The sequence below is a fragment of the Pedobacter sp. WC2501 genome, from assembly GCF_052682415.1.
On record NZ_JBQZFI010000001.1, the window covers coordinates 4,815,784 to 4,841,147 of the forward strand.

Consider the following 25,364-nt stretch of genomic DNA (forward strand, 5'->3'; position numbering starts at 1 on the left):
TTGCGGCTTCAAATTAGTCCTAATTTGTTATTAAACATTTACAAGCGAACACTGATCTAAACCGTCTCATAAAACGAACTATAACGCAATCAAAGTCTCAACTTAATGAAAATCCAGAAAATTAGAGGTCAGAAAAGAAGGTCAAAGAATATTGAAGATTGGATACACGCCAATTTGATTTACAATAAAAGCTACTTCTTTAAAAACCATAGTGATTATTGTGAAGTTCTGGTGCACCCTTGGTGCGATATCTCCATTATCAACAGCACAATTCCCGAGCCCAGGAGAAAAAACAGAAGAAAAATTATCGCAGGATTACTCGATATCTATGAATCCTGGAAAACCGAACTAGATTCCTTAGCTAAAAATTATTACCTAAAAATCTGGTTATTTGAAACTCATATTTCCAAATCACAGGTAGTTTGTGCAATTGATGAGAAGCTGCACTTTTATGATAATACTTTCCACCAATCAAATCCTCCGAAGGCATTTGGATTTAAAAGTTATGGTGAATTAGAAGAAAGAATAAAGCAATACCAATGGAAATCTTTTGAACATGAAATGACTTTAGAAGATGATCACTTAGCTGAGCCCGAAGACTATCGTAACCTAAAGGATTACATTGAAACGAAAAAGTGGCTTGCTAAAAAACTTAAAAAACCTCACCGTACATTTACGCTAATAGAAAATGGTATTGAAAGAACCTTTAATGCATTTCCACAGGGAACTATTTGGATTGGAGGCAAATAAGACTAATCACAATTTTACGCGTAGTTAATTTCAATAAATATTAACATTCATCTCACAAAACGAAGATTTGGTTACCAAAATTCCCACAGCTTGGTGATACCTGCAAGCGCTAAACCTATAAGTAGCAGAATCCAAATAACAGATTTAAGATAGTAATTCATTTTACTAAGATAATGATAGGGCGAGGAGATAACAAACTATCGCAGTAAAAGATAGTTTCCTCCCATTGATCTTTTTCTTTTAGCCGTAAGTCTAGACCACTATTTGGCATTGACAAAATAATAGTCTTAATCAACAAAGAATTTAAAAATATAATATACCATATACCAATAATGGTTAAACCAATTGCAACTGCTGCCTGTAGTTGAACAACGATATTTTATACTCAAATACCAGCTACTAAATTATCTTCTTCATATATGAAAAGTGCTTTTAAACATTCAGTCTTTCTTTCCGTTCGATATAAATTTACCAAAAACTAAAGCTGGAACATTCCCAATGAATATGGCTATCAAAAATGAAATTCCATTAATATCTCCCTTTAAATTCTGTCAAAAGTTGCCTAAGTCATTATCATTATTTATATCTTTAGCCATTTAGCTCGACTTTTAGCCATCTTGCAGAACGCTTGAATTTATTGATGATCCCTTTGGACATCAGTGCCGAAAGAAAGTTTTCGTTAATTTCCGTATTAGCAAAAACCGCCTCAGTCTCTGTTTCAGAAACGATTTTTAGAAATTCTCCACCAATATTTTCCAGCAGGTGCCCTACGGAAGGAGCTGTAAATTCATCAAGATAATTTAATAGGTACCGTACCTTAGCTTCCGGGGTAATACCTGTCCTAGAAAGCGCGATCAAAAAAGAATTGTCAATCTCCAATTTTTCAACAGCAAGTTCCATCGCCACCTGTTCTGCGAGGGAGGTCGACTGTGCGGGCTTTTCATCATCCATATTGATTATCAATTGAACACGTTGTTCACGGCCAAACATGGGCGAGGACATTAGTTTCTCATAATCTAGGACTGAAAAATCGAGGTCAGCCGAAACCTCATTAAATTCTACGGGCCATTGTTCGGCAAGTTTGATATGGAGATCATCAAATTGTTCCTTGAGCAGCTCATAGGTTTCAACATTGAATAGCAGCTTGCCACTATCTATAAGTAGAAACACCTTATCCTCTGGAAGGGAAGAAAAGTCCAGGTCAATATAATTATAGTTGATACCACTAGCAAGCGAACCATAGGCATCCAAAGACAGTTCACTCAGTCCAAGCAAAGCTCTAGCAAAAGAATCCATTTCAGCCTCAACTGCCGTAATTTTAGAGCTGCTAAGGCCAGATCTACCTAATGAAACTGCATTTTCGCTAAAGTTTAGGAACGTTATAAGCTTTTCATCAAAACCATAAACTGCATGGTATCCCATCACAGAATCCCAGTTGGCTGAAACCTTATTATTTACAAGCAGTGGGCCCCAAAGCCCCTCTATTAACTCTGAAATCCCTGCAATCCTTGTATGGGTTTTTTCAACAACCTTTATTTTACTCTCCAGATCCAATATTTCTTGCGGCATGTTATATATCTTCAATAGAGCTTCTTCCGTATCCCTGGTATTTCTACCAATTTTAAGATAAACATCATTAATGTAGGTACTAAAATTCGAATCAATATATTTCAGTAAGGGTTTCAATCCCGACAACAGGATCGCTCCGTAGTGCATAGTGTCCAATTTTTCATCCATTCTATCTGCAATATATTTCCGTTTATCGGTATATAGGATCACTTTTGCAATCATTACATCATTGAGTTTGTAGTGTTCATTCTGAATAATAAGTGCAAATAGTTCTGCATCCAAATCCTCATCCACCATCAAATCCTTAAACTTTATATTTAGCACCTTTAGCACCGACTTGATGTGATCGAACCCCTTATTCCGGTCTACCAACCTTAAAAAGTCATGCAGACCAACAATATAGTCCGCCAGTGAGCCATCAGCGTCCTGACTCTTGATGGAGGTCAACTGCGCATTATTTATCAGCAGCGAAAAATATTGCTTTTTCTGATCCTCGCTATACTCATGATTCCGCAGTATCTCATTCCATAATCCCGGATAATGCGAGGCCAATAGTGCAACAAAATTCTTGTGGTTAATATTCCGCCTCATATATTCCTCACGGAACCGGACGGCTGAAGAACTACCGGAGGACAGGTGCATCATGAATGCATCGAGCTCCGCGGTATTAGCCTTTTTGTTATCGGAAAGCATAAAATCCAATAATGTAAAGTTCATGATCTCAATCTGTTCAAAATCACGTAGACGCAGCTCACTGAAGAGATTTCCTACCTTATCGAGCTTATATTCAAATTCCAATGGACGGCGGTTATTGAGTGAAAGAATAAAGTCCTTATCCCGGCGTGAAATCTTCCCCGCATGGAAGTGAGTGATAAAATCTTGGTAATCCTCATCAAGAAAACCATGCCTGATAAGGTAAACAATTAAATCCTTTTCGAAAATAGCCTCAGTCAACGCCTGAACGGCTGGATGGACTATAATCTCCCCAAAGCTCATCGACCTGGCACGCTGCATCTCTCCCCTAATGCGCTCCAGCTCTAAACGCGCTTCCTCGCGCATGTAGTTGCTTCGGAAAAGAATTTTTTCCTCCCTCGCGCCGAAACTATTTTCGGACAAAACCTTTTCATCCATTGTTTCAAACTTCACCTTGCGCCACCCACTCCCGTCATGATGCAAAAGTTCGCCAGCATTCCTAAAAGCCTCAAAAATTTCTTCTTTCAAAAGATCCTGCAGGTCGTACCTTGTTGAGCTAATTGTTATTGCACGTTCGAAAACGCCAAATTTAATCATCAGTCTGAACACATATAGTTCACGCAGTTCCCGAGTATCATTAAGCACATCATCAGTGATGCCTGCAAGCGTAGCACTCAGTTCATCGACCTTGGCCTGATAATCGCCATTGATCACTTCAATTAGTTCCGCTTTCCGGCTAAAGAACTGATGAATATCCCCCTCATTTTTATTCAGACCAGCAAATTCTAAAGGTTCCGCATTTTTGAGGATCACAATTGCCAAAAGCTTTTCCTGATCTAGGTTTAGTTCACTTAAACGAGAACGGTAGAGTACATACTCATTGAACACATTCTTTACCAATCGCATATCGGCGATATAATAAGAAAGATCTATAACCAATTTATCGGAAATATTTGGTACAAGATCCATGGTGTGTAATCGGTCGAGCAGTTTGGAAGCAGAATTGGAGGAATTAACCAATGGTATTACCGGAATTATAAAATCGAAAAACTTCGTTTTGTGTTCACTCTTAGTAAAAATTTCCTCCCGGATAGCATACAGAAAGACAATTTTTCTGTCGATCTGCTGTGCATTATTGATCAAGATATTCAGTTCCCTAAGCTTGGTGAAGATTTCCGTCTCTTTAAACCGGTCCAGGTCCTCAAATATTACAACATCAAAATCAGTTGCATCGAAAAAATAAATAATCTCATCGAGGTTTTTATTGAGTATCGATGTATCTACCTGCGAGCCCAGTTCCACCTCCCCGGTAGAAAGATTCAGTTTATTGAACCTGGAATTATTGTATAACCTGAAAATAGAATATAATATGCCAAAAGTCAGCAGCACAAAAAAGAAAAAAACAACGTTAAAAAACAGATCCTCACGGCCAGTAATAGACTCGTGCCAGCTTAAAGGAAACTTAAAGGGTTTCTTGTCCAAAAGAGAAACTAGGCATAGAGTCCAAAAGAACATCAGCAGTACTTTGATGAAGATATTTGATGGAGAAAGTTTCTTAATACGCTTGAAGCGCGAATCCGGAATGCGTTTATGTTCCACATGGTAGAACATCTGTTGCAAGATACTGACCTCTAAAAGATCATCTTTCACCTTCTCATCTTTGAAACTTGCCAAAGAAACATTCAAGTACCGGTATTCGGGATGCTGCAACTGGTAAGTTTTTAAGATCGTACTCTTTCCAGATCCATAAGGACCGGTTACTGCAACATTGCGGATATCCGGGTGGCAGAGCGCATAGTCGATTGCCGCGGAATAACTTGGATCCCCCTCTTCATCAGCTTCTGGACTTAGCGGCTCATAACCCAATCGTTTGGAAGGACCGATCGAGCGGTTCAATTTTCGCAACAGGTTCTGAGAGAACGTGATGAGCTTTAACAGCACAAAACGCATCCATTCTTTCAACACCTCAAATAGCTGATCAATAATTTCCAGGATAATCCGAAGATAAGTTCCGGTAAGCAGAATAGTTACAAGACAGCCTGCTAGAAACAATAAGAATAAGAGCATAAGTTAATTTAGTAAATCAATTGAGGGCAATAACCAAAATTATAAAAAGATCTGGAAAAACACATCAAGTCTCTAATTATAAAAAACCCTATTGAGATCCTTTGTCCAGCATAATATATCATCAATTAATACATCATTTTAAACCTCCTATACATCAACTGAATGTATATTTATTGAATATTTTATTTTAATAAGCAAACGATGTAACAATGTCAAAGCATATCCTAATAAAAAGAAATAAGAAGTAGAATGAACCACTAAAAAACCTGTGGATGCTACAGCCTCACCGAATAACCTTATACCCTCTCCCCCATTCAATCTTCTCTTGGCGAGAAATGATATTTGTATAATTCGTTCTCACGGCTGGGATGATATGACTGCTGGCAATAAAGATGCGTGGGCTTACCAGGAAAAGGTAGTTCTGAGGTCGGCACTTAAGCAGGACTAATGCGTAAATTTAAGTTTCTGACCATTATGCGCCCAGCTTTTCTTGGATTGCGATTGTTCTTTGACCCATTTACCACATTCCTAGCCTAATGAACCTCTGCAAGAGATTATAGACAATGTGGATAATGATGTTGCAATGGATCTGATTTCACTTAAAATTCATCCATTTGGACAGGAATGGCAAAAGAAGACGAAGTGTATTTCGATAGATAAAAAATCAGATAAGAAATCGCCTGGCATCATAATAATAATTAGCACTCATTATAGCTTAGGCAACTCCAAAGGATTATATTTTAGCTAAATTTCCCACTTAGAGGTTGCAATACTGGGGATTGCAAACATTTGAAAAAATCGTTACATTTATCTTAATTTTTACACACTCAAGATGGTTAGCCTCCAAAAAAAATCTGCTTGGAACATTTCATTTTTGCTGCTAATTATGTTTGTTCCGCTCCTATTTTCTTTTCAATCCGAAATGTAGAATAGCGAGAACAAAATCATCCATTACCTGGCAGACCCATCCCGGTCGACAATACGTTTTTATTGGAGAAATTCTAAAGGCAGAGTTTACAACGACTTTTGGACATTAAGGGATGAGCTCATTAAGTCGCAAAGAAAACTTTTACTGGCGCTCAATGGGGGAATGTTCAAATCCGGTTACATTCCTTTAGGGCTTTACGTTGAGGGAAGACAAAAATATACGGAGCTAAATAATGGCACTGGCAATGGCAATTATTACCTGGGACAAAAAGGTATATTTTTTGTTACCGGCCGTGGTAAAGCGGATGTTCAGCCATCTACTAAGTCACTGCCAAAAGACCTTTTATATGCAACACAATCTGGTCCGATGCTACTTGTAAATGGAACAATCGAAAAGAACTTTCCATCGAGTTCCTTAAACAAAAATATCAGGAGCGGCGTAGGCACGTTAGCTAATGGAAAAGTTTTATTTGCCATTTCCAGGCGGCCCATTACTTTTTATGAACTCGCGGCGTACTTAAAAAAAGCTGGTTGCGTAAATGCAATGTACCTGGACGGCATAATTTCTTCGCTTTATTACCCCTCCAAGGGATTTACTAAAAATAATCAATATCCATTCGGTGTCATAATAGCCATCGAGGAGCCGCTTAAAAATAAATTTCAAAAATATGACACCTCCAATTAAAAAACGTAATCAGGTAGATATTCTCATCGGCTTTCTTCAAAACAACAAGTTCACCGGAGCAATTATTTTTTTGGGGATTATCCTCATCGCTTTTGCAAAGGTTACTGAATCCGGGGATCAGTTGATGAGAACCTTTGGCCTGATCAAGACCTATGAAGTTGGCCAGGAAAGTCCGCGTGGGCGCTTTTCGGCAGCACTTATAGAAAACGCCTGGAATCGAATATTCTGGATGCGAAATTATACACGTAAGGTTGAATTGGGTGCCACTAAGGATGAGCAGGCAAAATCTTGGGACAAACTCATCCAGGCGACTGAAGGTTGGAGTTCGAATCTTATGAATTATTATATTGGTTTAGATGAATATTATCCTGACGGCGTGAAGCGGAAGCTACTGGAAAATGTTATACAACCAAAATTTGAGGAATCAACATCAATGATAGTGGACATTAAATATAACATGGATTCACTAAATCAAGCTGAACTTGGTGAGCGAATAACGAAAGTTAAAAATTCAGTTGATTTGCTCAATTCCGAACTCTATCATTTAGTTGACCAAAAGGAACCCAATAAATGATCATGGTACCAATGAGCGACATTAAGAATATTTTTTGCCGTTGTGCTCCAGCAATTACCCCAGTTAGTTCAATGAAAGAAGGTCGCCCGTCCGTGGAGGCAAATGCATGAATGAAAGGTAGTGCACTGGGGATATTTTAGGCAACCGCAAATGCCGATTAAAGCTGCTCATAACTGGGTGGCTTTTTTTTATTCTTTCCTTTGCCAACGGATTCAAATTTAGGAACAAGCGGAAAAGTTGGGGGGTTGAGAAGTTTATTTAGTTTTGTACTACGACATTATTATTTTGGACAACTCAATACTATCATTAATTAATATAAGCTTTTCGATATGAGAATTCCAAGAACCGGGGATGTAATCCCCTACCATGGTCACAGGCCTTTCATAAGTAGAATCCCTGAAAGAGACTTCCACCTCAGCTTTATTTTCTACGAAAATCACTTCTCCGTGGCAATGGGTTTCCCTTGCCTCAAAGGTCACGAACTGACAACGGTATAGTGAAAATTCTTTAAGAAAAGTCGATTGGTCGAGACTATATCCTCCTATACAATTAGAAAATTTAACCAGCTTATGAAATGTTGTAGAATAGAAATTGAATAACATTGAAATATTAAAACCTATTATTCTCACTTCGCCCAAAACAGTGCTATTAACAATATCAACGCCTTCCATTTTAGAATTTTCGAATTCAAGGAATGGCATTTTAGTATCCCGGTGGATCAGAATTTTATGCTGGAGATTACAATTCTTGATAATGAAGCGGTTATTCACTTCACAACCTGAAAAACTCACTGAAAAAGGAGAACCGTCAGATAAAAATGATGGGTGGTCACCTGCGGTACAATTATTGAATGTAAGACCATATTGAAAGGCACATTGTTCGAATTGAATTCCTCCTCCCAGATTTGTATTTGTAAAATAGAGATGTCCAACAAAATGGCAATTTTTAAAAACAACTAGTTTACATTTCCAGTCCAGATCCAAAAAATTTGGCGAAAAATCGAACTCATAGTCCATCACAAAACATATATTCTTATCCCATTTGGATTCATTTACTATTTTGACAAATTCCGCCCGACGTTCTGATTCAATTTTTTTCATCTTTTGTTTTTTTGGGCTAAAGGTTTTAGTCTTAATGTTATGCCAATTAAAAGAAATCCTACTACTGACAAAATATATAAGTAAACCCTACTACAGTGCATTCACTCCACCATCCCTATTTCTTTTCAGCCGTTCAATATTTTCCCGACTGATCCAGTCCCTTATCTCTGGGGTACGGATATGATCAAAACTCTTATTAACATCATATTTTCGCGCTTCTTCACCTTCTCTTACAAATGAAAAACCGAGAGAAAGTTTATGCTCAAGTTGATAACTGAACATACATTTCACAGTTGGCTTATCCGGACAGGGAACGAGCTCGCTAATAAACACCGCTTTTTTATTTTTCTTACCTTCTAATGCTATGCTTTCAATATATCGCCTCTGATCTTCATCAGAAAAGTAAAGAATTGAATCGGCAGAAACTGACTGTAGGAGATTGACATTGTAAACATCAGAAGCCTTGAAAACATGGATCTGGTTACTTTCATTTGCCCTAACATCGTAGGTTTGTCTGTCTAAAAACATTAGGCAGCAACTTGGACTTATGGTAAACAAAAGAATAAGACCTTTATTTATTGTATTATTAGCATTCCAGTATCGCTTTCTCGCCTGCATAAAAGGATTAAAAATAACAAGAGGGTTGTCGGATATAATAAAATCTTTCCGGGTATGGTTTACTAATAAGAAAGCTTCGAGATCCGCAGCAACAACCCACATATCCATAAAACTTGCCAGATTGAATGCTGCTGGTTCTGAATGTTTAAGCCTGTATTTATTAAAATCTATTTCCTTTAACCTTACATCGTACTCAGACAATGACTTAAGGGAATTGTTTATATAATCCTCTGTATGTTTTACACTTGCCTTTGTCCGCCACTGGTAGAGTGCAATAAAATGTAGGAGATATCTGTAACTCTTATCATCAAAATTTGGGATGACCAGTTTGGCCAAAATATCTTTTAATATGGGTGCAGTTCTATCTTCCGTCATCCCTAGATATTCTTCAAAAGCCAGATCAGATCCATAAAAATAATCTGATTGGGCTTGGGTACTTATTGGTGCATTTGAAACATGTCTACCTGAATCCCGGTCAAAAAGATGGATGTATTTTCTTTCTCCGTTATTAGAAAAATTTTTAAGGAGAAACTGAGATATGTAATGCTGTTTCTTTTTATAAGCCATAGAAGTCAACTGATGAATGTTTCCAGCTAATTAATACATATTAATGAGAAGCTTTCATTTAATGAATATAAAATTATTAACAGATAATTAAATTTATATGGTAATCATGTTTTCGGCCAAAAATTGTCTTTTCCTATTAAATTTGTCCCATAATCTATACGAGGGACACTTCTATTAATGTTAATTAAGAACTTCATTTCAATTACCTAAAGACTTCATCAAGTTTCCATAATAATTCCAGCGCATCAGGCCATCCGGAGTCCACATAAATTGTTAAAAGAGCCATAATCTGAGTAAACGCCTCAGGATCGGCCAGCATATTTTTATGATCAACAAGCAACTTTTCGGTAAATCTTACCACTTCCTGAATTGCAGAGCGGTCAAAAGAGTATGCCGTTCCTGCAGTCATTTGGGTAATTCTGGTGATGGATGAAAGGGAAAAAGCAGCATCAAACTTCAGTGCCTCGGCCATAATTTCTATAAAATAATGTGCTGTATGAGCCTGTATGAGCCCCCCAACAAGACCTGAAGATATTTCAAGTATTCTTTCCAAAAGGGGTTTAACGAAAAAATAGAATTTTTCCCGATCTTCATCTGTTATCGCTAGACGGTCCTTATGCATTTTATTCAGCCGCTCATTGACCTGCATTGAAAAATATATCCTTTGAATCATGGTGTCGAGGACAATAAAGGATTCTTTCAATTCCTCAGATTCATTTTCCTCATTGACACGAAAAGTCTTCAAATAAATCTCAGCACGATCCAAGACTGAAAGAAGTATTTCTACGATTCTTTTATTTAGTTCGACATCCTTTGGATCAGCATAATTCCGATAAAAATTTGCGGGCTCAATAATCTGAAATGCATGATAGATCAGGTTCTTCAATAATGTTGGATTTTGACTGAGGCAATCTTCAAGAATGTTTTTGATAGATTCGTTTTGGCTCCTTCTGTAAAATCCAAGGGCGATTGTCAAATAATTTTCAAGGAATGAATTGTTTCCACGAAGCTTTATAATGCTTTCCTTACCCATTTCAAAGGCCTTAAGCAACCGGTCAGAATCATTTTCAAAAATAACTTTGTTATCTAGATTTCGGATTACTGAAGCTTTAGTAAAAGAATCACTCTCATTCTGCATTCTATCAAAAACAATAGACCAGAATGTTTCTGGATAGGACTGGTATAAGACATAAAGCGACTTAAGAATATGAAATCTGGTAACTGCATTTTTGTCTTTGGAAAAAGTATCCATTACAGCCAACAACTCCTTATCCTGCGAGATACCAAACAAGTATGGAATTCCTTGCGCAGCTTCACTTCTAGGGGTAGAAGTATAACCGCTAGCAGGGGAATAATTTTCTTCAGCGTAATCATCACTTTCGGTGTGAAGATTTAAACAATAAAGCATTATTTCTTTGATAGTAGAATATTCTATTGGTAATCTTATTGAATTTACCCTGTAAACTGAATTTAATATTATCGAGTAGAAGGCAGCTATTTCCTGCAATATAGTCTGGCTAAGACGCTTCGGTATATGATCATTTTCTTTTATGGAAAGAAAAAGCTTAAGGGCAATTTCACTGGGATCCAAAAAGATCTCAATATCGGGAAACTGATTTTGATAAGTCCTATTGAATTGCTCCAAAATAGCATTCATTGATAGCAATTCTTCATTTTTAGGCTCGCTGATATCAACACCAACATCAGAAAGAAACATTTCAGTTGTAACCGGGCCAAACGAGGAAGTATATTTCACCACGGGCTCATTAGGTACCGGAGTTTTGTCTCCTAAAAAAGCCAGGGAACGCTCATCTCCAAGTTTATCTTTTGGAATTCTACCAAGCAACCTGATCACCCTTGTATCCACATTATCAATATCTTTTTCTTTTATGAACCCGCTGAGACTTAGGATTACATTTTCAATGGCAAGAATCTGTGGATCGGATAAAAGCTTGGCAATCTGCTCCAGAAATCGTGCTGCCTCAAAAACAGTATCAGACCAATACAAAATTGGTGGCTGAAGAAGAAGTTCATAAAGTAACACATAAAGCTGCTCCGGCCGTTTACTGCCCAGGTCGAGGATCGCTTTCCAATTGAATGCAAAATCTGCATGGGCAATATATATGTTGAGCATATCGCTGATATCCCACTCATCTGGAGTAGTGAGCGTGCTTTCTAAAAAATCAATGATCAGGGCAGTGTGAGAGAATGGTTTATGCAAGTCAATATTCTCTGCCCACATGGCTGACATATCAACCTTATATAATGCAGGTACACCATTAATTAACATAGCCTGCGGAATAGCAATGCGATTTGCAACTTCTATTTCTCCATTATTTCTCTTGCGGATAAATGCATTGACGATATTCAAACCCAACGGTATGCAAAGGCTAGGGTAAGCGCTAAGGAATTCAGGAAAGAAACGCAATAACCTAAAATGACATAGTTCAAAATCATCCCTTCTGTTAGTTTTGAATGTCATCAATACACTTGAATGTGTGATAGTGGGTGTATTTTCGATTTCACGGCGTGCAAAAACACCTGCATATATCTCTGCCGCAAACTGAGGATCATGCTTATAAAAATAAACAAGGCTCTCACTCAAATAGGAAATATAGGAAATGGGAAAATCTTTCTCCTCCATGATTGACATCACCCTTCTAAGAATTTCCTTTGATGCGGGCACATCAGTTGCAAATGTCCTGGCGACCATCTCCGTCCCACGGTAGCTTGCTAGTTGATCCAAATTCTGGTTTGGTGATTTTATTCGCTCGTCCAAAAGATAGCTCATCAGATTTCGTGAACTGGTCCCGCACATGGAAAACATATTCTTACTATCTATAATATCCGGATCGCGAACCAGCAATTCAAGGACTATTACAAAATCCCAAATGAATGCCAATTCTAGACGGCTAGATAGCACCAATAATAGTCCCAGGTGAGAAAATTTATTGCTTTTCTCACCAATAAACCGAATTGCCTGCAGGATATTCCTGACCTGGATGGTTTGGAGGTTTGCAGGTCCCTCAAAAATTTTTAATTGATCTACATCATCAAATTCACGGGCGATAACTGTGGCAGGTATCAGTTTATTGAAGAGTATTATTTGAGGCAGTTCTGATATAGATAACTCTTGATAAATTTCCCAGAACCTCTCATTTTGTAAATACCATAAACTAGAAAAAAAATAAATAAAACTTGGCCTTAAAAAAAATGGGCGAGCATTGTCTTCAAGGATAAATTCAATAATCTGAGCTGCAGTATCTCTTAATAGAAGCCTGCTAACTGCATAATCGAATAAAATATTATGAGAAAAGCCTAGTTTGGATGACACTGTCTCCTGTTCGGACAAAATGTTCGCACTTAGCAATTTAGCGAATACAGCAACATTGCCCATACCAATTACTGCAAGATAATCCAGTTTATTAACGGACAGTGTTTTAGCATCCACCATGCTTTTGGTGAGATCCATTAGCAACAATTCAACCTGATCTGAAAGATCAATTTTATAAATAACTTTTTCCCAGTACATTTCTAACAACTGGATCTCTGATCTCAGCAACCTGATATCTTCTATGTTTTGGGCATCGTTCGCCAAAATCAATTGCAATAGATTCAAGAAAAAAGGAATCCTGAGAACTTCTTTGAGTTTTTGCTCACCGCCATGAAATACAGCACTGATGCTTGGATTTACCTGAAAAAAGGGATCAAGTTCGCTTCGGCTTAATACAGGGATTAAAAATTTGCGGCAATGAATGCCATCGTCACTGAATTTTGCAGGGAACAAATCTATTAGCTTTTGTGACTTAGCCGCATCATAGCTTCTCACGCTAACCAATATGGACCATTCTGGCAGTTCATTCTTAGCTCTGGAAATCTGACGGATCAGAATATCCTTTAAACGCTCATCTCTTACGGAATCGAAAGAATCAAAAATTAATACGCCTTTTTTACCATCGGGTAGTTGGATATTCTTTAAAAGAATAAGCCAGTCAGAAGTAGGCATTCCTAAGCTCTGAGCTATTTCAGGATCTGTTGCCTCTAGGAGAAAATCCATTCGCACCATTGCTGCAGGAATCTTTTGGGCCAAAAGTGCACTCATTAATTCGCTTAGCGTATATGTCTTTCCAACTCCTGGATTACCTATTATTACTCCACTGGCAATTTGAGCAAATGCTATTAACTGTTCAAGGAGCTCTTTTCTATCAATTTTCATTTCTAATCTCCTTACTTAACGTTTTATTCTGATCATTCATCCAATTTGGAAGTTCTTGCTTTCCATGATCCAGGGATTCCTGTTGATCCTTTTCAGGTTCTGCGATAGCAACTGGTGCAGCGTTGTCCTTGAGAATACTGGAATGTGTGGAAACAGAAGCGCTTATCTCATTTAAGAATTTCGCAAAGCCTGAATAGGTCTTATCATCATCAAAAAACACACATTCAATACCAAATTTCCTGAGTTCTTTTTCTGTTTCCAATGCTTTGATTACTCCACCTTCAGCAAGCCTAAAAACGGCCATATGTACTTCATCATTATAGGTATTAAGATCATCCTTAACCATGTTAAGCATTTCTAGGAAGTAGGGATCTTCTATACTAAATCCCATAAAAACTACCCGCCTAGTGGCCAGTAGGGACCAGAGAACCTTGCGGTGGGTTGTCCACCGAAGAGAGCTTCTGCTGAGTGCATTATTGATCTGATCCTGGGTTAGCTCAGGGTTCCCTAGTTCAGCCAAAATTTCTGGCGTTGGTTGGGTAAGTACGTAGCCATACTTTTCCATGTATTCTGTCTGGCTAAGCAGAATCGTATTGGTTGCAAAGTGTACGCCGTGAATGTGGAAAATCTTCCTGGTATTTGGCTTATTAAAGTTCAATGATTTGAAAAAATCCAGGAGTACTTTGGCATTAACGCCGTCATCAATATATACAGGCAATTGTGGCTTCCTGGTTGCCTGAGTCAAGGCATTTTCCAGCACAAGATCGTAATTGGTGGTCACAAAACCTTTAAATGGCATACTTACCATAAGCTTATGGTAGTCTTCAAACTCATCGGTACGGAATGTTTGCATGATGACATTTGTATAGATGGGCCCGTTGAGTACCAACTTAACTCTGTCAAAAAAATCAAGATACGTTTCATCGTCACCATTAAAGGGCACAAAATCTGGTTCAGCCTCAATCGCAGCCTGTTGAAATTTGTCTACTAAACCTTTCCAGGTCACAAACATACTCGCTGTTACACCTGCTCCCGCTAATAGAATGGCTTCTCCGGAATCAATAAGCTCAATAAGTTTCTTCTTATTCTTATCGCTACGATCAAATATTTCCTGACGTAATTCTTCTTCAGGCATATTTGTTCGGTTTATTGGTGCATAAAAGAGGCAATAGATGATTATTAGGCGTCATTTTTTGAGACATGGTTAATTCGGAGAACAGTGGGGTGATTCGGCGTAAGTTGATAAATCCCGACTTATGCTCAATTGTTCCACAGCTAATTTATAACAAATTGACTGAAATTAAAAATTGAATGAAAGTTCAACATGACCTAAATATCTCAACGCTTAGTGTCCGATACCTTAAACTGCTTTATATAATTGGTACACAGCTTTCTTGTTGTATCCTTGAGACCACAATATGATTCCAGATTCTAACAATTGGATTAAGTTTATGCTCAAGAGCGATAAAGGTTACGGTATTTATAATGGACCTGATAAAAGCTTTATTCAAAAAGCATTTTCTAAATATGGTGGCAAAATCATAGGTGACCTACAATTTTTGGTCGACTTTTTATTTTTACTTGATGTCTTGATTTTCAAAAGCTCCAAAGCCTACATGCTTAAAGAAGAATTAGTACAATAGAAAAGCATAAATTAATGATGATATCAATTAATTACTTGTGATCGGCTTTCCATCGTTTGGAAAATTAACAAAATTAACAGTAAACATATGCCATTGGAATATCGTTTTAACTTTTAATGCAAATTAAACTAATTCCCCATTATCTCATTTGTATAAAATTTTGTACATTTCATTTTTTACCTAGCGTTGCAAATGTCAAAAAGCTCTCCATACATTGATAATCTATCGGCAGCTGATAAACAGGCCGGCTTTGACTATCAATTTTACGTCTTCCTTTTAAAATGCCTAGAGATAAAAACAGGTCAGATAATTGGATATGAAGAAAAAGACGATGTTCATATAGAATATAATAATGTCACGACTTACATACAAGTGAAACATACGATAGCATCAGTCAAGAATGGTTCTCGGCCAAACCTCACTCAAAAAGATACAGATTTATGGAAAACTATTTCCAACTGGGTAAATATTATAAATGATCCAAACTCGAAAAGAAATAGCGGCACAGATCAAATTAAATTCATAGATGGATCGGAATTTATTCTTATTTCGAATAAATCGTTTTCGGACACCAACACTGTTATAGATATCGTCGATAAGTTCAATTCCGCAAAGAAAACTATTCGAGATGTAAGAACCATATTAAACATGCTCATTACTGAGATTGACCCAGGTAAATACAGTGAAGTAGATAAATATATTTTGAGTTTTACTGGTCAAAATGATGCATGGCTCTCGAAGTTTTTAAGCAAATTATCTTTTACCCTTGAAGAAAACAATATTATTAAGACTGTTAAAAATCAAATAAAAGAAAGGTATATGATCCAGTCAGATGCTCAAGCTGACGATGTCTTCAATTGTTTGTTTTCCAATTTAAAGACGGACATATACAACCATGTTTCGAGTGGAAATCGGAGTATAAATTTCACCTATGACGATGTAAAAGGTTTTACTGCGGCGTGTTTGTATAGAATTAACAAGCCTATGGTACGAACATATCAAACTTTAGATCTCCCTGAAAACCTTGAAGATCAGAATTTCATTAAGCAACTGATTGACATGGGGGATATCCATACGGGGGACACTGAAACTATCGTACAATATACTAGATTCAAAGTTTTAATGGCCCAAAACATGAAAGATTGGGAACAAAACCATGAGTTGCTACCCACGTCAAAAAATGCATTTATCGACAACTGTATTTTAAAATGGAAGAATATTCATACAAAGCACCATCGACCTCCGTTCGGCGACGCGTTAACTGAGGATAAGCTTAGGAAGGCGGGGCTTGATTGCATAGACGAAATACGCCTCATTGAGTTGTCGGTAAGTGAGGTTTCACTTGACTCCATGCTTAGCAATGGACAATTTTATTCTTTAAGCGATGAACTCAAAATTGGTTGGGCTCATGATTGGAAAACTAGGTATTTTATCGATGAGTAAATCCAATCATTCCTCACCATTCTATGACAATATTGCGATAGGCACGCTAGTTATTGAAAACGTTGTGAGCACACTGGGCCAGATATCACTCGCAAAAGCAGTATTAATACTTCCTTTATTATTGCACGACCCAATAATAAAACGTTTGTCAACTGCCGTAAAATACAGAAGCATTGACGAGTTTTTGGTCAAGGAAAGGATTAATTTAGGAGATATAAACCTAAGATTGGAAAATATGCTACCCCTAACAATTAACTGTATTTCAATTCTTAAAGATTTAACAAGAATTCGACAAGATGGACAAACAATAATCTCGGTAACAAAACTTGAAGGAACTAATAAAATTGATATCGGAGTGAGAGCTGCCAAGATTATAAAAGTTATTGATAAATCCAGCTTTCTCTTCAACGAAGATGATTCATCTACATATCTAAAATTTAATATTGCATTATGAAATTTCATGTAAAGGATATCTATCTTTGGAAATCAGCAGGTACGGATCCACGTATATTACATTTTTTACCAAACAAAATAAATGTAATAACCGGGGGAACTGGAACAGGAAAAACAACAGTGATTCATATTATCAATTATTGCCTTTTATCCTCAAAACCGAAGATTCCAACTCCATTTATTAATGATTGTATTGAATGGTACGGTCTTAATTTCAAAATTAATAATAAGGACTTTTTTATTGCCAGAACAAGACCAGATCAGTTTGACGAACCTACAGGCGGATACTACTTCTCAGGCATTGGAGATATTCCAGCATACCCCTCATCGACTATAAGTGAGGCTGAACTTAAGATTATTTTGGAACGCGAATTTGGAATAGAAGATAACTTGGTCATGCCTTACGGAGGCAAATTGATCAAGGCGGGTTCAAAAATTTCATTCAGGTTCTTTCTATTAATGAATACCCAACATGAGGATACAATTGCAGATTCCACGACTTTTTTTGATTATAAAATCCATGAAGAGGTCAGATATAAAGAAGCGTTTGATCGGATATTTGATTTGGTGCTAGGTGTTGGCAGTGTAGAAAAAATAATACTACAGCAAAGGTTGGGCGAGCTTCAGCGGCAGTATGGATCAATACTAAATAAAGAAAAGGCCCAGTTGAAGGCCCAAAACGAAGTAGATTCTAATATCTTAGAACTTGTAGCGAAAGCTCAGAACTTCAGCTTAATGGATAACCGCTTATATACCCCATCGGAAGCTAAGGAAGAATTAGTCCAATTGATTCAGGAAGTTAAAACAGATCTAAAGGTCTCTCCTTTGAAAGAAGTTGAAGAACTTAAACAGCGTAAAACACGCCTGATGCTCCAAATACGAAATATGGAAAGCCTGGAACGTAATACGGCTAACTACCTGATAGCAGAGGGCAAGGATCAAGACAGCTTGAAGCCAGTCAATTTAATAAAAGGTTATTTTGAAAGTGAAATTGTTAAAACGTTTGAACTGAAATATCTGATAGATGGAATAACTGAAAACTTAAAGCAGGTAAAAGAAAGCATAGAAAATCGCAATGCTTTTGTAATTAACATGCAAAAAGAAATCAATATACTAAAATCACAACTTTCGGAAGTAACGGAACAGATAAGTTCATTTCCAGAAGACCTTGAAGAACTTCGAGGGGAAGCCAGTAAATATATGTTTATCGGAGAGTTACAAACCTTACTCCGCCTGTATGACGAAGTAGCAAAAGAAAGTCCTTCTTTTACGACTATGAACAAAAAGCAAATCGAAGATCAGATAACTGATATAGAATCTCAATTGGAAGACCTTCAAAATAGTAGAGGTATTCAAAATTCTTTATTGAATGAATTCATTAATAAAACAAAAAAGTCAGTAGAAGAAATGTTAGGGTCATATAAAGATTATAGAGCGCATTTTAATACGAAAGACAAGGTTTTGAATTTGATTCCACCAGGAAGTGCTACACCTGCGAGTAATATTGGGAGCAGGTCCAATCACATGTATATGCATTTAATAATGATGTTTGGGTTTCATGAACACATGATTAATAATCAGAACAAGTACGTTCCGCAATTTTTGATTTTTGATCAACCCAGTCAACCCTATTTTGAAACAATCACTGGTGAAAATCTAGATAGTTTAACAATCGAGGATCGGAGGAAACTACAAAATGCGTTTAAGATGATGGATGATTTTATTTCACTCGTTATAAGTCAATATGGTAATGATTTCCAAATAATACTTTTAGAACACGCAAGAGAGGATCAATGGACAGGACTTGACAACTTTCACTTGGTTGATGATTTCTGGGACGGAAGAGCATTGGTAATGTAATTTAGGTAAGGTACGAAAAGTTTAATTTTCACTACATTTTCTTCCTAGCTCGGCCTGATATAAATGACTTATTTTCACCTGATATAATTATCATCACGTTAGATGAACATTAAACAAATTGAAGAAAAGATTGCCCAGTATGAAGCTAAGCTTCAAAGGAAAGAAAACTATGTTGCAAGAAAAGGCGGAAAAAAAGTCATCAAGACAAAACCTATAGCTGGACATCTTGCCAAATACTATCGGGAAGAAATTGCGAAACTTACAAATGAAAAAAAATATGTCGAACAGAAAAGCCAAATCCACGATGTCCCTTGGAACCAGGTATACTTTGAACAGAACCAGATCAAGGTCATGTTCAACAGTAAGTACTCTTTACCATTCCCTTTCCAGCCATCCAGAAAATCTTTTGAATATATTAAACCCTATCTCAACAGGATAAACCTGCCACCATTAGAAGTAACGATCCGGGGCAGAGAGATCTTAAAGATCGATAATCTGGAATATTTCTCTCAGGTTGTAGAGATGTTAAATTTCAAAACCAGGATCGAAGGGTATTTAAGGGAAGGACAACCCCAAAGTATTTCGACCATAATAAGTTGCCTAGATACACTCAGCAATAAGGCTATTAAGGAACTGCTCAGTCTCCAAAATAAAGGCCAATACCTATCTCATCTTTGTGATATTCAGGCATCGGAATTTAAGATTATTCCTGTTCCCGAACTTTTTATATATGCCAACAGCTTAAAGGAAGAAGACACTTTCATTTTCACCGTAGAAAACGGCGATAATGTGCAACTAATATGGGAGAGTGTAAATTTTGCCAGAGCCACTTTTGTTTTCAACGTTGACCAGAAAAGCTACCTAGATAAATTATATACGGTTTTTGGGTACATTATCAGCCCAGAAAGGCACAAGAGGACTTCTTTAAGGGAACTTATCCCGCAAACTGAAGCCATTAAAGTTATTCAACATGATAATTTTGAAGAATGGAAATTGAAGATAACGAATGTCTAATTTTTTACAATTACGAAATGTCTGTGTTAACTGAGCTACAATAGAACATTTTTTGAAAACGCAATCCTTGAAGTTGCATGCGAGAGCAGGGATTATATGGAAAGGATAATCAGTTCGATAGAATCAAAAAAATCCTTCATTTAAGTTTTCAAAAGCCTTTAAAGACGTCTATTTGCAATACTTCCCTATATTATATCATCGAACAACCACCTCTACAGAACAACAAATTGTAAATTTAACATTGCCTGTTTGTATTCGCTAGTGTATCTCATAATTAAACCGCCGACTTTTCGGTCACCCGGCTTAAAATCGGAAACGAGCAGGCATTTTTCCAGAAATACCTAGCTTGAGGGATGAATTATTTTCAGTTTGAATTCAAATTCAATAGATGTACATTAGCGAACAGCTAAATTACGCTTGCCATGTCATCAAAAATTTTTCTTCAGGCACTCCAAAGTAAACTTAAAGGAGGTAACTCCCGATCAATACATCTAAATGCTTTACCTGGTAGATTTGCCACACGGATGGATCTTAAGCAGCTAGACCTTATTGATGAGGGTTTATCGCATAAATTTTTGTACAATCTGCTCAACAAATCAAGCTTCGAATTTGGAATTTCATTCGACACTATTGATCTCAATGAGCAAGATCAGCAAGCTCAAAAAAAGCTTGGGATTATCTCCAAACGGCTCAATGCTATCATCATAGAAAATGAGGATTATTTCAAGGAACATGGAACCAAAACACTGGGGTTTGGTTATCCTATATTGATCAGGCGTTCTACTAAAGACCCCACAAAAATAATTAAAGCCCCCTTATTCATCTGGCCTTTAGATGCCATAAAATCAAAAAGCAAAGTTAATGAATGGACATTTTTCCGAAACAAGGTCCTTTTGTCCAATGGTAAACTTGGAGAAACAGATATCCATGGGGTTAGTATAAATGAAGTACTATTATCGTTTATTAAAGGAGAAGACGATATTCTCCTGCCAGGAATAAACCCGGAGATACTTGATGATTTGTTGGTTGATCAGGGAGAACTCTTACGGGCATGTGCTGCCGTACTCAGCTCCCTCAATGCTGGATCCGAGCTCCAACACCTGGAGGTATTGGAGCACAATTTCCTGAATCCAATAAATACATTACCTGACGTGAATGTAATAGACGAAATAGCAAATAGTAAAGCTTACATTCATTTTGGCGGAGTTTTCGGGCTGTTCCGCGCTCAAAAAGAAAGTATCATAACTGATATATCAAAATTGCTTGAACGCTTTGATGAATTTGCATTTGATGATCTGAAGGTAGAAAGCCTTTCTGATACACCATTCAGTGCTGTTAGCACCGACCCTGCCCAGCAGGCAATCATAAGCACACTAGGTTCTGAAACCAATCAAATAATTCAGGGCCCACCAGGAACCGGGAAGAGCCAGTCCCTTACAGCACTGGTGACCAATGCACTGGCAAATGGACTCAAATGTCTTGTTGTCTGCGAAAAAAAGACCGCATTAGATGTTATTAAACGAAATATCGAACGCACACACAAACAAATGGCCCAACTGGTTGCTGTGATTGATGATGTAAACGAGGATAGAGAGGCAATAGTAGATTCTGTGCGGGAACGGCAAAATGCGCTTCCAGCTTATCAAAATACAATACAGGCAGCAAATTATTATAATTCTTCTAGAGAAAAGCTAAGATCAGTTACACAGTCAATCAACACCCAGCATCTTGCTCTTGTTGAACCTGTTTATGATGACCGTAACTGGAATCAACTGGTAGGAAGATTTCTTAAGTTGAGAAAAAATTTTCCTGAGCTCCCGCTGAGACATGATTTAAAGAAAGACGGCTTCAGGTTTTTGGAGGACCCAGATGAACTAAAGACAATACTCACCTGTTTAAGCAAGGCAAATAACTTATTTCTGTCAGCTGTGGAACATGATGAAATATTTAGGCCTGTACTCGACAACATCTTTGATAATCGCAATATCGGTGAGGCAAGGATAATCCTTGAAGATTTTGTTACAAACGTAAAAACCAATTCCGCTCAAATTCTGCTTACCGTCGACAAACTTGAAAAAGTTGGGAAAGACGCAGTACAAATGTCGTTTGAGCAGACACCCAGGGCGATATATTTTGAACTATTGCCCCACTTAGCTTTTATCGAAGGTAGAGATTTATCCAATTCAGATTTCCCTGAGCAATTCTTATTAGAAGAAGAATTAAAAAAAGACATAGAATATTTTCAAATTTTGTTAGATGATAGTATTAGACTAAAGAAAAACTATACGGATCAACTCGGGATCCATTTTAACGAATACGGACAAAACCTGTTTTCAGCCATTGATTCTTACCTCAGTTTCATTGATAATCATCTGTCTGCCCATGGTTCTTCTTTCCTTTCCAATACTACCGGTGCTAAATTGAGAACTAAAATACTCTCCGTCTTTTCAAAAAAGCAAAGAGTGATAAGAGATGCCAGGATTGAGGTTGTAAGTCAGATAATGAATATCAAAGTAGTCCAGCAAAGAAAGAATTATCTCAGCCATAATTTTATTGATCAGTCGGACAGCGCTGACCTGAGTATCTTCCCCGGCAACATCCGGGACTTAAATGAAAAGTTGAAAAAATGGCTGGAAAAAGTACCCGCTGAAATCCGGATGTACGCGGATGAAATCACGGAGAGCCATTATCATCCCGATTTTACATCAGTCAAGGCTGATGTAACTGAAATCTTGCGAAGATACAATCGTTTGATTTCAAACTTGGCAGACAAAGAGCTTTTAGAGAAAACTGTTCCACTAGCAGAAATCAATGAGCTATCAAATAAGACCCCTGAGATAATAGTAAAATTAAAAGAATATCTCAACATATTTGATGCGCACCGCAACTATCATCAAAAAATCAAAGCGCAGTACCTTACGCTAGGTCAATCAATAATAGGAATCACAAGGGTGAACAATATTGATGTCTGTGACAATCCCTATAAAGAAGAAAAGAGTTTGGATTTTGCCCGAAATTGTTTAAAAATCATTTCAAAATTTGCTGAATCCATTGACGCAGATCTGGGACATTTCCGATCATACTTTGAGTGGAGAAATTTTTATCTGGGATGTAAAAAAACAGAGCAGAATCTGATCGATACCATGATAGTCAAAACGACAGGGTCATGGGAGGAAAGTTTTGAGTGCTGGTATCTTTTCTGGATACTCACACAAAATGAACCGCAACAATTACCAAAAAGTGATTATGACATTCATCTATATCAAAGGCTGAAGAGCGAATTTGACGGGAATCAACTCAATAACATAATGGCGAAATGGCTCGAACGTCAGGTCGGTGCGGTAAGGGTTTTTAAGTCTAAAGGCATGGGTATCAATAGCCTGTTCAATAAAAAAGGGACAAAGGGAATGCGAAGAAATTCACTTCGTACAATCGTAAAAAGTGAGTTCGAACTTTTCACAGACTTCTTTCCCGTGGTACTCCTTAATCCTTCGGTGTGCAGTTCGATTATTCCTTTAGAAGAAGGGATATTTGATCTGGTCATTTTTGATGAGGCCAGTCAATTGCGCCTTGAGGACACTTATGCAGCCTTAGTTAGGGGAAAAGCAAAGATTGTTTCCGGGGATAAGCATCAGATGGCTCCATCCTCATATTTTGAGGGCAGTGGAGCATTGCTTGACCCTATAGAAGATGAACCTGAAAATGAAGAAGAAACGGAGGTTGCGCTATCCTTGAGCAGAACAGATCTGTCTTTGGCTGACAGTGAGTCCCTTCTTGCATATGCAGTTGACAGAAACTTCAAGGAATCATACCTAACAGTTCACTATAGGTCTCAACACCCCTATTTAATAGATTTCAGCAATCATGCGTTTTATGGTAAGCGGCTAATACCGGTGCCAGCGAAAAAAGAATACGTACCCATTGAATTCCTACAGGTAAACGGAACATATGAAAATTCGACAAACCGCACTGAGGCTTTAAGAGTTGTTTCCATTTTGAAAAACAAGATCGTCCAAAATCCGGATGGAAGTTATCCATCAGTTGGGGTGGCAACCTTCAATCTTTATCAAAGGAATTTGATACTTGAGGAAATTGGAGCTGAGCGAAGGATATCTTTGGAATTTGACGCTCTTATCGGCGCTTTAGGGGATGGTTTCTTTGTAAAGAATTTGGAAAACATACAGGGGGACGAACGTGATATCATCATAATCTCCACAACATTTGGGTATAAACCAAATGGCACATTTTCACAAAGCTTCGGCCCTATAATACAGGGAAAAGGGCATAGAATGCTGAACGTAATAATAACCCGGGCCAAGATAAAAATTTATATCTGCTGCTCATTTTCCGAGGAACATATTTCCCAGTATCCGCAGTTAATTCAACAGAAAGGTAATAAAGGCCGGGGTGTATTGTATGCTTATCTTTCATATGCAAAATCAGTGAGCGAAAAAAATGAAGAGCAGAGACTGGCAATTTTAAACCTCTTGAGCCAATATTGTACCGATCAATATTACGACCGTTCGGATCCCGGCCTTGGATCGGAGTCTCCTTTCGAAGATGAGGTTTATTCGAGGTTGATTGCACACATTGATCCAAAAAGAGTCGAACAACAGTTTAAATTGGGCGGCTTTAGGATAGATATTGTCGTTCACCCAGAAAATGCGCATGGATTTAGGATCGCAGTTGAATGCGACGGCGCAAAATTCCATACGAGCCCTGAGGCTTATGCCTGGGACATCTTTCGGCAGCAGCAACTGGAAAAATTCGGGTTTAAGTTCCATCGGATATGGTCCACAAAATGGTGGGATTCTGCTGATCGGGAACTGGAGTCTCTTTTAACATTTATCAGAAATGATGGAAACTCAGACGACAAGGGCCAAGCGTCATTGTTCGAAGAGCGTAACTTTAAAAACATTGATTGATGGGCTATCAGTATTTACAACCCTTTAAACCTTAAAAAGTGTCCTCGGAACTATTCCGAAGGCTTTTTTGTAAGCTTAAGAGAAATGTGAGATATTGATAAACCCAAGATCAAGGTATATTTCTATGGGCCGATAAAACTCCTGTTCTATCAGATATCTGGCTGAGTAGTTCGGCAAAAGTGTTTACAATAAGAATTTGCATTAAAAAATCAATAGAGGTGAGCATTTGGTGCCTCAAGGTATAAACAGAATTACACTTC

14 protein-coding genes are annotated in these 25,364 nt (G+C 37.5%); 9 read left to right on the forward strand and 5 right to left on the reverse strand.

Annotated features, from left to right (window positions below; all coding sequences use genetic code 11):
- Window positions 1–105 precede the first annotated feature (105 nt).
- Entirely contained in the window at window positions 106–750 is a 645-nt protein-coding gene (locus tag ACUN24_RS20335; RefSeq protein ID WP_445564167.1) for a hypothetical protein, read from the forward strand.
- Window positions 751–1,338: 588 nt separating this feature from the next.
- Here the strand turns inward: ACUN24_RS20335 and ACUN24_RS20340 are convergent.
- Window positions 1,339–5,079: a YobI family P-loop NTPase gene (locus ACUN24_RS20340; RefSeq protein ID WP_445564168.1), complete on the reverse strand. Its 3,741-nt coding sequence runs from the start codon at window positions 5,077–5,079 to the stop codon at window positions 1,339–1,341.
- Window positions 5,080–6,151: 1,072 nt separating this feature from the next.
- On the opposite strand from ACUN24_RS20340, the gene ACUN24_RS20345 reads away from it, so the two are divergent.
- Both ACUN24_RS20345 and ACUN24_RS20350 read left to right on the forward strand, forming a co-directional pair.
- Entirely contained in the window at window positions 6,152–6,691 is a 540-nt protein-coding gene (locus ACUN24_RS20345; RefSeq protein ID WP_445565148.1) for a phosphodiester glycosidase family protein, read from the forward strand.
- Window positions 6,675–7,265, forward strand: coding sequence for a hypothetical protein (locus ACUN24_RS20350; RefSeq protein WP_445564169.1), 591 nt, complete (start codon window positions 6,675–6,677; stop codon window positions 7,263–7,265). Before ACUN24_RS20345 ends, ACUN24_RS20350 begins: the two co-directional genes overlap by 17 nt.
- Window positions 7,266–7,534: 269 nt before the next feature.
- On the opposite strand, the gene ACUN24_RS20355 is transcribed toward ACUN24_RS20350, so the two are convergent.
- The 4 genes from ACUN24_RS20355 to ACUN24_RS20370 all read right to left on the reverse strand — a co-directional run bounded on the left by ACUN24_RS20355 (window position 7,535) and on the right by ACUN24_RS20370 (window position 14,901).
- The gene (locus ACUN24_RS20355; protein WP_445564170.1) at window positions 7,535–8,365 is read right to left on the reverse strand and encodes a hypothetical protein; all 831 of its coding nucleotides are present in this window, start codon (window positions 8,363–8,365) and stop codon (window positions 7,535–7,537) included.
- A gap of 90 nt (window positions 8,366–8,455) precedes the next feature.
- Complete coding sequence (locus tag ACUN24_RS20360; RefSeq protein WP_445564171.1) at window positions 8,456–9,550, reverse strand: DUF4238 domain-containing protein; 1,095 nt, start codon at window positions 9,548–9,550, stop codon at window positions 8,456–8,458.
- A gap of 202 nt (window positions 9,551–9,752) precedes the next feature.
- On the reverse strand, window positions 9,753–13,766 hold the full coding sequence (locus ACUN24_RS20365; protein ID WP_445564172.1) for a hypothetical protein: 4,014 nt from the start codon (window positions 13,764–13,766) through the stop codon (window positions 9,753–9,755).
- The gene (locus ACUN24_RS20370) at window positions 13,756–14,901 is read right to left on the reverse strand and encodes an SIR2 family protein (protein WP_445564173.1); all 1,146 of its coding nucleotides are present in this window, start codon (window positions 14,899–14,901) and stop codon (window positions 13,756–13,758) included. The genes ACUN24_RS20365 and ACUN24_RS20370 overlap by 11 nt, the downstream gene beginning before the upstream one ends.
- A gap of 283 nt (window positions 14,902–15,184) precedes the next feature.
- Here ACUN24_RS20370 and ACUN24_RS20375 point away from each other — a divergent pair, with 283 nt between their 5' ends.
- The 6 genes from ACUN24_RS20375 to ACUN24_RS20400 all read left to right on the forward strand — a co-directional run bounded on the left by ACUN24_RS20375 (window position 15,185) and on the right by ACUN24_RS20400 (window position 25,104).
- A complete protein-coding gene (locus ACUN24_RS20375; protein ID WP_445564174.1) occupies window positions 15,185–15,409 on the forward strand; it encodes a hypothetical protein in 225 nt (74 codons plus the stop codon).
- 192 nt (window positions 15,410–15,601) lie between these two features.
- A complete protein-coding gene (locus tag ACUN24_RS20380; protein ID WP_445564175.1) occupies window positions 15,602–16,852 on the forward strand; it encodes a hypothetical protein in 1,251 nt (416 codons plus the stop codon).
- A complete protein-coding gene (locus ACUN24_RS20385) occupies window positions 16,818–17,306 on the forward strand; it encodes a three component ABC system middle component (RefSeq protein WP_445564176.1) in 489 nt (162 codons plus the stop codon). Before ACUN24_RS20380 ends, ACUN24_RS20385 begins: the two co-directional genes overlap by 35 nt.
- On the forward strand, window positions 17,303–19,165 hold the full coding sequence (locus ACUN24_RS20390) for a DUF3732 domain-containing protein (RefSeq protein WP_445564177.1): 1,863 nt from the start codon (window positions 17,303–17,305) through the stop codon (window positions 19,163–19,165). The genes ACUN24_RS20385 and ACUN24_RS20390 overlap by 4 nt, the downstream gene beginning before the upstream one ends.
- 102 nt (window positions 19,166–19,267) lie before the next feature.
- Window positions 19,268–20,179, forward strand: coding sequence for a hypothetical protein (locus ACUN24_RS20395; RefSeq protein WP_445564178.1), 912 nt, complete (start codon window positions 19,268–19,270; stop codon window positions 20,177–20,179).
- Between the two features lie 422 nt (window positions 20,180–20,601).
- A complete protein-coding gene (locus ACUN24_RS20400) occupies window positions 20,602–25,104 on the forward strand; it encodes an AAA domain-containing protein (RefSeq protein WP_445564179.1) in 4,503 nt (1,500 codons plus the stop codon).
- Window positions 25,105–25,364: the final 260 nt, after the last annotated feature.